Consider the following 8,302-nt stretch of genomic DNA (forward strand, 5'->3'; position numbering starts at 1 on the left):
CCTCCGAGGAGGACCGCCACCGCCGTGGTTCCGGGTTCCGGGTTCCGCCCGGCCGGGGCTACTGCCCGGCCGCCCCGCCGCCCTGGAGACCGCCCGTGCTGCTCGGCGTCGGCTTGCCGCCGCCGGTCGGGCGTCCGCCACCGCCACCGTTGCCGCCGCCCGGCGGCGTGGTGTCCGTCGGTCCCGGCGGCTGCGTCTGGCAGCCGATCACCGGCAGGCAGCTGTTGCCCGGGTTCGGCCTGGTGTGCGAGGGGGTCGGCTGGTCGCCGGGGCAGTCCACACCGGGCACGCAGGTCTGGGTGGGCTGCGGCTGCACGGGCGGCTGCGGCGCCTGCGTCTGGGCGGCCGGCGGGGCCGTCGGGCTGTCGGTCGTGGTCGGGGTCGTCGTCGCGCTGGCCGTGGACGGCGCGCCGGAGGAGTCGACCTCGGTGCCGACCGGCTGCGGGGTCGGGAAGTCCATCTTCTTCTCGTTGGCCAGTGCGGCCTTCATGTACCGGGTGAAGACATCGGTCGGGATGTCACCACCGTGGATGGACTCCTTGCCGCCGGTGCCGTTGAGCGACTGCCGCTCGTGCTTGGTCGGGTCCTCGCGCCACATCGCGACGCTGGTCGCCAGCTGCGGGGTGTAGCCGACCCACCAGGCCGACTTGTTCTGGTCGGTGGTACCGGTCTTGCCGGCCACCGGGCGGCCCAGGTCCTTCGTCTTCTTACCGGTACCGTTCACCGCCACGTTCACCAGCGTGTCGGTGACGTTGTCGGCGACGGCCGGCTCCAGCGCGACCTTGGGCTCCTTCTTCCCGAAGCCCGGCCGCTCCACGCCGCTCACCTCGACCTTGGTGACCGAGTACGGCTCGGCCTCCTTGCCGCTGGCCGCCAGGGTGCCGTAGGCGGTGGCCATCCGGATCGGGCTGATGGTGGAGGTGCCGAGCGGGAAGGTCGCCGTCTTCGGGTCGGCGAGGCTCTCCTTCTTGATGCCCATCTGCACCGCGATGTCGGCCACGTTCTGGCCGCCGACGTCCTGGTTCAGCTGGACGAAGGGCACGTTGTACGAGTACTGCATGGCCATCCGCAGCGAGACGTAGCCGCGCTTGCCGGCGTCCTCGTTCTTCTGCCGGTAGGGCTTGCCGTCGTCGCCGATCACCAGCGAGCCGTCCGCCTTGCGGATCTCGGACATGTCGTCGGCCAGGTAGCGGCTGTCGGCGTTGATCCGCTTCGGCTTGCCCTTGTCGTCCTTCGCGGTCTGCACGCCGGTCTGCATCGCGGTGGCCAGCACGAAGGGCTTGAAGGTCGAGCCGACCTGGACGCCGGTGGCGTCGGCGTTGTTGTCGAAGTGGCCGTTCTCCACGCCGTCGCCGCCGTAGAGGGCGACGATCGCGCCGTCGCCGGGGCGGATGCTGGCGGAGCCGAACTGGATGTTGGTGTCGTTGTCCGGCCGCTTCTGCGGGTTGAGGTTCTCCGCCTTGACGGCGTCGACGGCGCTCTTCAGCGCGTCGACCTTGTCCTTCTCGAAGGTGGTGTAGATCTTCAGGCCGCCCCGGTCGATCATCTGCTGGGTGATCGTCTTGTCGGTGGCCATCACGTACTTGTTGGCGGTGTCGACCAGGTAGCTGATCTCACCGTTCATGTTGGAGTTGGGCTTCTGCGCGATCGGGTCCGGGAACGCGGTGCACTTGGCGCGCTCCTCCGGGGTGATGGCCTTGGTGTCCACCATCTGGTCCAGGATCCAGTTCCACCGGCCCTGGGCCCGGTCCTTGTTGGCCGGGTTGGTGGGGTCGTAGTACGCCGCACCCTTGAGCAGACCGGCCAGCATGGCGCTCTGACAGACGTTGAGGTCCTTGGCGTCCACCCCGTAGTACGCCTGGGCGGCCGCCTGGGCACCGTTCGCACCGCGGCCGAACCAGCTGGTGTTCAGGTAGCCGGTGAGGATCTCCGGCTTCTCCTTCTCCTGGTTGATCTTCAGCGTGATGAAGAACTCCCTCACCTTGCGGCTGAGGGTCTGCTCCTGGCTCAGGTAGGCGTTCTTCACGTACTGCTGGGTGATCGTCGAGGCGCCCTGGGTCTCACCGCCCTTCGCCATGTTCCAGACCGCGCGGAGCATGCCCTTGGGGTCGATGCCGCTGTCGGTCTTGAAGCTCTTGTTCTCCGCGGCGATGACGGCGTCCTGGAGGTGCGGACTGATGTCCTTGAGCTCGACGATCTGACGGTTGGTCTGGCCCTTGCGGGTCATCTCCGTGTTGTCGGCCCAGTAGTAGATCGTGTTCTGGTCCTTCACCAGGTCGTTCAGCTTGGGGACCTCGGTGGTCTGGTACAGGTAGAACACCAGGCCCACGAAGCAGCCGAAGACCAGTACGAAGGCGCTCAGCCACTGCTTCCAGGACGGCAGCCAGCGCCGGACGCCGGTCTTGCCGAACCGCGGGTAGTCGATGAAGCGCTTCTTGCCGGGGCCGGCGGCCGCGGCGGCGGAGGCGGCCGCGGCGTCACCGCGCCGGCCACCCCCCTTGGCGCCCTTCTTCTGGGCGGCCTTGCGCATCTCCGCACGGGTCATCCGGGGCTGCTGTGCGGTCTCCCTGACCCCCGAGGGGCGTCGCCGACCGGCGCCGTCCGAGCGCAGCTCGTCGGGTCCCGGCCCCTCGCCCTGACGGCCACCGCCTCCCGGGGGCTGCTGCCCCTCACCGCCCGGGTTGGGCGTCCTTCGCCGTCGCTCGCTCATCTTCCAGCCACTCCTCGCCAGGCGTTTCCAGCCTGAAGGCAGGGTTCACGTCCGATGCCCGCCAACCGCCCTGATCCCGGAGGTGGTCCTCGTGCACACGCGACAGCGTACGCAGCACGGATATACAACTAATCGGACATCAGTTGCCAATGCCCGCAAAACGGCAACAGATCATTACAAGCCCGTTGCCAACACCAGCCGCGCGTCGGCTTGTGATCACATTCACGCGCGCCCCTCTTGCCCGTTCCGGGGGTCGGGTTTACTGTTCTCGATATATCGAGCCGATACATCGAAGCGGTATACCGCCGGATGCAGCGGCCGATCGGACACCGAGCGGGAGGAGGGCGGCGACAGTGGGCAGGCGCTCAGGAGTGCTGGAGTTCGCCGTCCTCGGGCTGCTCCACGACGCCCCGATGCACGGCTACGAGCTGCGCAAGCGGCTGAACATCCTGCTCGGGACGTTCCGGGCGCTCTCCTACGGGACGCTCTACCCCTGCCTGAAGAGCCTGGTCGCCCAGGGCTTCCTGGTCGAGGACAACCCCGACGTCGAGTACGTCCCTGCCACCGCGCTCAACGGCAAGCGGTCCAAGATCGTCTACCGGCTCTCCGCCGAGGGGAAGCAGCGCTTCGAGGAGCTGCTCGCCGACTCCGGCCCGGACGCCTGGGAGGACGAGCACTTCGGCGTGCACTTCGCCTTCTTCGGCCAGACCGACCGGGCCGTGCGGATGCGCGTCCTGGAGGGGCGCCGCAGCCGGCTGGAGGAGCGGCTGGAGCGGATGCGCAACTCGCTGGCCCGCGCCCGCGAGCGGTTCGACGACTACACCGTCGAACTCCAGCGGCACGGACTGGAGTCGGTGGAGCGCGAGGTCCGCTGGCTCAACGAGCTGATCGAGACCGAGCGGTCCAACCGCACCGGAAAGACCGGCCCCGACGCCGGCGGCAGCGCCGCCGGACCCCGCAAGACTTCGGACGGCCGTGGCCAGGAGACCGGGTCCCCGGACCCGTCCGGGCCACCGTACGACCGCCCGGGGCGCTCCGCCCAGGAGCGCTGACACCGCGCCAGCCCTGTGCCGCGCGGCAGGAATGGGCGCCTCGCGCCCGTGCACGCAGTCATCGAAGAAGCAGGACGAGTTCCGCCTACCCCGGCGGGCCTCATGAGATCACAGGGAGCAACCGGAATGGGTTCGGTTCGCGTAGCCATCGTGGGCGTGGGCAACTGCGCCGCGTCGCTGGTGCAGGGTGTCGAGTACTACAAGGACGCCGACCCGGCCGGCAAGGTCCCCGGGCTGATGCACGTCCAGTTCGGTGAGTACCACGTCCGCGACGTGGAGTTCGTCGCCGCCTTCGACGTCGACGCCAAGAAGGTCGGCTTCGACCTGGCCGACGCCATCGGCAACAGCGAGAACAACACCATCAAGATCTGCGACGTGCCGCCGACCGGCGTGACCGTCCAGCGCGGCCACACCCTCGACGGCCTGGGCAAGTACTACCTGGAGACCATCGAGGAGTCGGACGAGGCGCCGGTCGACGTCGTCCAGGTCCTCAAGGACCAGCAGGTCGACGTCCTCGTCTGCTACCTGCCCGTCGGTTCCGAGGACGCGGCCAAGTTCTACGCCCAGTGCGCCATCGACGCCAAGGTCGCCTTCGTGAACGCCCTGCCGGTGTTCATCGCGGGCACCAAGGAGTGGGCGGACAAGTTCACCGAGGCCGGCGTGCCGATCGTCGGTGACGACATCAAGTCCCAGGTCGGCGCGACCATCACGCACCGCGTGATGGCCAAGCTGTTCGAGGACCGCGGTGTCATCCTCGAGCGCACCATGCAGCTGAACGTCGGCGGCAACATGGACTTCAAGAACATGCTCGAGCGCGAGCGCCTGGAGTCCAAGAAGATCTCCAAGACCCAGGCCGTCACCTCGCAGATCCGCGACCGCGAGCTGGGCGCCAAGAACGTCCACATCGGTCCCTCGGACTACGTGGCCTGGCTGGACGACCGCAAGTGGGCGTACGTCCGCCTCGAGGGTCGCGCGTTCGGCGACGTCCCGCTGAACCTGGAGTACAAGCTCGAGGTCTGGGACTCCCCGAACTCCGCCGGTGTCATCATCGACGCCGTGCGCGCCGCGAAGATCGCCAAGGACCGCGGCATCGGCGGCCCGATCCTGTCGGCCTCCTCGTACTTCATGAAGTCCCCGCCGGTGCAGTACTTCGACGACGAGGCCCGCGAGAACGTCGAGAAGTTCATCCGCGGCGAGGTCGAGCGCTGAGCGCAGCGAAGTTCGCGACTGTTCAGCGCTGAGCGCTGAGCGCCGCCAGCTCGCAGGAAGGGCCCGTGGTCTCCGGATCGCGGGCCCTTCACGTTCTCGCGGCCAATGTTTCACGTGAAACAGCGGCCGGTTCCATGGCACTCTGGGCGGGTGGCGATCACCGAGAACGGCAGCACCCACCAGTCCGCGCACCGCGCCACGCTCCTCGACCTGATGAAGGGCCGCGACTTCCGGCGGCTGCTGACCGCCCGGGTGCTCTCCCAGCTCTCGGACGGCGTCTTCCAGGTCTCGCTCGCCGCGTACGTGGTCTTCTCCCCCGAGAAGCAGTCCTCCCCGGCCGACATCGCCTCGGTGCTGGCCGTGATGCTGCTGCCGTTCTCGGTGATCGGCCCGTTCGCCGGTGTGCTGCTGGACCGCTGGCGCCGCCGCCAGGTGCTCTACTTCGGCAACCTGGCCCGCTTCGGACTGGGCCTGGGCACCGGCGCGCTGCTGCTGGCACAGGCCCCGACCTGGCTGTTCTTCGCCTCGGCCCTGCTGGTCACCGCGCTCAACCGGTTCATCCTGGCCGGCCTGTCCGCCGCCCTGCCCCGGGTGGTGGAGCAGGACCAGCTGGTCACCGCCAACGCCCTCTCCCCCACCCTCGGGACGGTCGCCGCCGCCTCCGGCGGGGGCATCGGCTTCGCGCTGCACCAGCTGATGGCCCCCGGGCCGAAGGCCGACGCCGCCCTGGTCACGGTGGCCGCGCTGCTCTACCTGTCGGCCGCGCTGGCCGCCCGGCGGATGGACCGCGACCTGCTCGGCCCGGAGCAGCACCGGGACCGCCCGGGGCTCGGCCAGGCGCTGGTCCGGGCCGCCGTCGAACTCGGCGCCGCGGTGCGCCACCTGGTCCGGGACTGCCGGCCCGCCGTGCACGCGCTGGCCGCCGTCACCGCGGCCCGGTTCTGCTACGGCGTGCTGATCGTGGTGGTGGTGATGCTCGCCCGGTACACCTTCAACGACCCGACCGACAGCGCGGCCGGGCTGGTCACCCTCGGCCAGGCGGTCGGCCTGTCCGCCGCCGGGTTCTTCGTCGCCGCGCTGGTCAGCCCCTGGTGCACCCGCCGGCTGGGCCTGGCCGGGTGGATGACGGCCTGCCTGGTCGCCCCGGTGGTCTTCGTCCCGGCGCTGGGCCTGAGCTTCACCCTGGTGCCCTGCCTGCTCGCCGCCCTGCTGCTCGGGGTGGTCACCCAGGGCACCAAGATCTGCGCCGACACGGCGGTCCAGGAGTCGGTCGAGGACGAGTACCGCGGCCGGGTCTTCGCCATCTACGACGTGCTGTTCAACGTCGCCTTCGTGGCCGCCGCCCTGGTCACCGCGCTGGTGCTGCCGCTGTCCGGCCGCTCGGTCGCGGTGGTGCTCGGGGTCGCCGGGGTATACGCGCTGACGGCGGTCCTCTACCTGCGCTCCGCCCGCCGGAGTCCCCTCCCCCGCTGACCAGGCCTCCTGGAAACCCGCGGGGCTCGGGGCCGACGGCGTCCGACCGACTCGCTAAGGTACTCGAACCTGTCGTAGCGACAGAACTCTGTCTCGGGGGACGAACTGATGAGCACACCGCCCAATCCGTACGGGCCGCCCTCGTCGGCCCCGGTGGGCCCGCCCGCAGCACCGCCGTACGGGGCACCCGTCCCCCCGCCGGCCGCGCCGTACGGGCCGCCGCCGGCCTACGGACAGCCCGCGCCGCCGCCCCCGCCCGGCTTCGGCCCGCCGCCCGCCTACGGGCAGCAGCCGAACGGCCAACCGCCGTACGGGCAGCAGCCGTACGGGCAGCCGGCCCCCGGGCCGTACGGGCAGCAGCCGCCCCCCAGGCCGTACGGCTACCCGCAGCCCGCGCCGCCGGTGCAGCCCGCGCCGGCCGCCAAGCGCGGCATCCGCTCCAAGCTTCGGATCGTCGGGGTGGTCGGCGGCTGCCTGGCGCTGGCGGTGGGCTACTTCGTGGCCGGGCCGAGCGTCAGCAGCGCCAAGGCCGGCGACTGTGTGCACGCCAGCGGCTCCCGAGACGTCGAGATCGTCAAGTGCACTGACACCAAAGCGAATTACCGGGTGCTGTCGAAGTTCGAGGGCACCACCGACGTGACCCGCTGCCAGCAGACGCCGCAGACCACGAGCGCCGTCTCGGGCAAGAGCGGCCGCCGCTGGAACAAGAAGCGGTACGTGCTCTGCCTCGGCCCGCTGGCGCCCGCCACCACCGGCGTCCCGCCGGTGAAGAAGTCCTGAACTCTTCCGCTCTTCCTTTCCCGGGGGACCCCTTGTCCGTTCCGCCTCCGCCCCAGATGCCGTACGGCCCGCCACCGGGCGACGGCAACCCGTACGCCTCCGGCGGTTCCTACGGCGCCCCGCCGCCGCCCCCGCCGCCGCCCGGGTACGGCTACCCGAGCGCGCCGCCGCCCGAGCAGCCGTACGGCGTCCAGCCCCCGCCCGGCGGTTACGGCTACGGGTACCCGCCGCCGCCCCCGATGGACGGGACCACCTGCCGGTTCTGCGGCGGCTACCCCGCGGTCAACGCCACCGTCCGCGGCCACCAGGGCCTGATCATCGCCTACCGGATGCTGCGGATGACCGGCCCGTTCTGCCGCACCTGCGGAACGGCGACGGTGCGCGACATGTCGGCCCGGACGCTGGTCCAGGGCTGGTGGAGCCTGGTGTCCTGGCTGCTGACCCCGATCACGCTGCTGCTGAACCTCGGCCCGCACAACAAGTTCAAGCGGCTGCAGCCGCCCGTCCCGGGCAGCCACGGCCCGCAGCTGAACCCGGGCGTCCCGCTGACCAGCCGGCCGCACATCGCGATGCTGCTGGTGCCGGTCTCGCTGGTGGCCGCGGTGACCCTGGCCGCCACCGGCGTGCTCGGCCCCGGGAAGACCGACCCGGCCGCCGACCCGACGCCGACCCCGACCCGGCTGACCCTCTCGCCCACGCCGCCGCCGGTCATCCCCTCGCCGACCTACACGCTGCCGGCGCCGACGCTCACCCTCCCGCCGGTCAGCACCCCGACCGACTCGGACAGCAAGGTGGACGCGGCCGGGGTCGGCGACTGTCTGTACAACGCGAACGGCACCAACCAGACCAACGACACCCACCCGAAGATCACCGTGGTGCCCTGCACCGACGCCAAGGCGCAGTACAAGGTCGTCTACAAGTACCTCGCCACCTCCGACGAGAAGTCCTGCGAGAAGCAGCCGAAGTCGGACAGCTGGTACACCAGCAAGCACCCGAGCTTCCCAGCCCTGGACTACGTGCTCTGCATGAAGCAGATCAAGTAGCCCGGTACGGACGAGGGGTGGCCCCGGCGCTCGGC

The 8,302-nt window shown here is 70.5% G+C and carries 6 protein-coding genes; 5 read left to right on the plus strand and 1 reads right to left on the minus strand.

The genetic code is table 11. The features are described from left to right. Positions 1–58: 58 nt before the first annotated feature. The gene (locus tag ACFRQN_RS38475; RefSeq protein ID WP_380745247.1) at positions 59–2,545 is read right to left on the minus strand and encodes a transglycosylase domain-containing protein; all 2,487 of its coding nucleotides are present in this window, start codon (positions 2,543–2,545) and stop codon (positions 59–61) included. Between the two features lie 518 nt (positions 2,546–3,063). Here ACFRQN_RS38475 and ACFRQN_RS38480 point away from each other — a divergent pair. The 5 genes from ACFRQN_RS38480 (at position 3,064) to ACFRQN_RS38500 (ending at position 8,267) form a co-directional block, all read left to right on the plus strand. Continuing rightward, the gene (locus ACFRQN_RS38480; protein WP_049651118.1) at positions 3,064–3,762 is read left to right on the plus strand and encodes a PadR family transcriptional regulator; all 699 of its coding nucleotides are present in this window, start codon (positions 3,064–3,066) and stop codon (positions 3,760–3,762) included. A 126-nt stretch (positions 3,763–3,888) separates the two neighbouring features. Further along, complete coding sequence (locus tag ACFRQN_RS38485; RefSeq protein ID WP_049651119.1) at positions 3,889–4,971, plus strand: inositol-3-phosphate synthase; 1,083 nt, start codon at positions 3,889–3,891, stop codon at positions 4,969–4,971. Between the two features lie 150 nt (positions 4,972–5,121). Then, a complete protein-coding gene (locus ACFRQN_RS38490) occupies positions 5,122–6,444 on the plus strand; it encodes an MFS transporter (protein WP_369808287.1) in 1,323 nt (440 codons plus the stop codon). A gap of 108 nt (positions 6,445–6,552) precedes the next feature. Continuing rightward, complete coding sequence (locus ACFRQN_RS38495) at positions 6,553–7,224, plus strand: hypothetical protein (RefSeq protein WP_380745249.1); 672 nt, start codon at positions 6,553–6,555, stop codon at positions 7,222–7,224. A gap of 32 nt (positions 7,225–7,256) precedes the next feature. Continuing rightward, entirely contained in the window at positions 7,257–8,267 is a 1,011-nt protein-coding gene (locus ACFRQN_RS38500; RefSeq protein WP_380745251.1) for a hypothetical protein, read from the plus strand. The last annotated feature ends 35 nt before the right edge of the window (positions 8,268–8,302 follow it).

The sequence above is a fragment of the Kitasatospora sp. NPDC056800 genome, from assembly GCF_042789775.1.
Lineage (GTDB): Bacteria > Actinomycetota > Actinomycetes > Streptomycetales > Streptomycetaceae > Kitasatospora.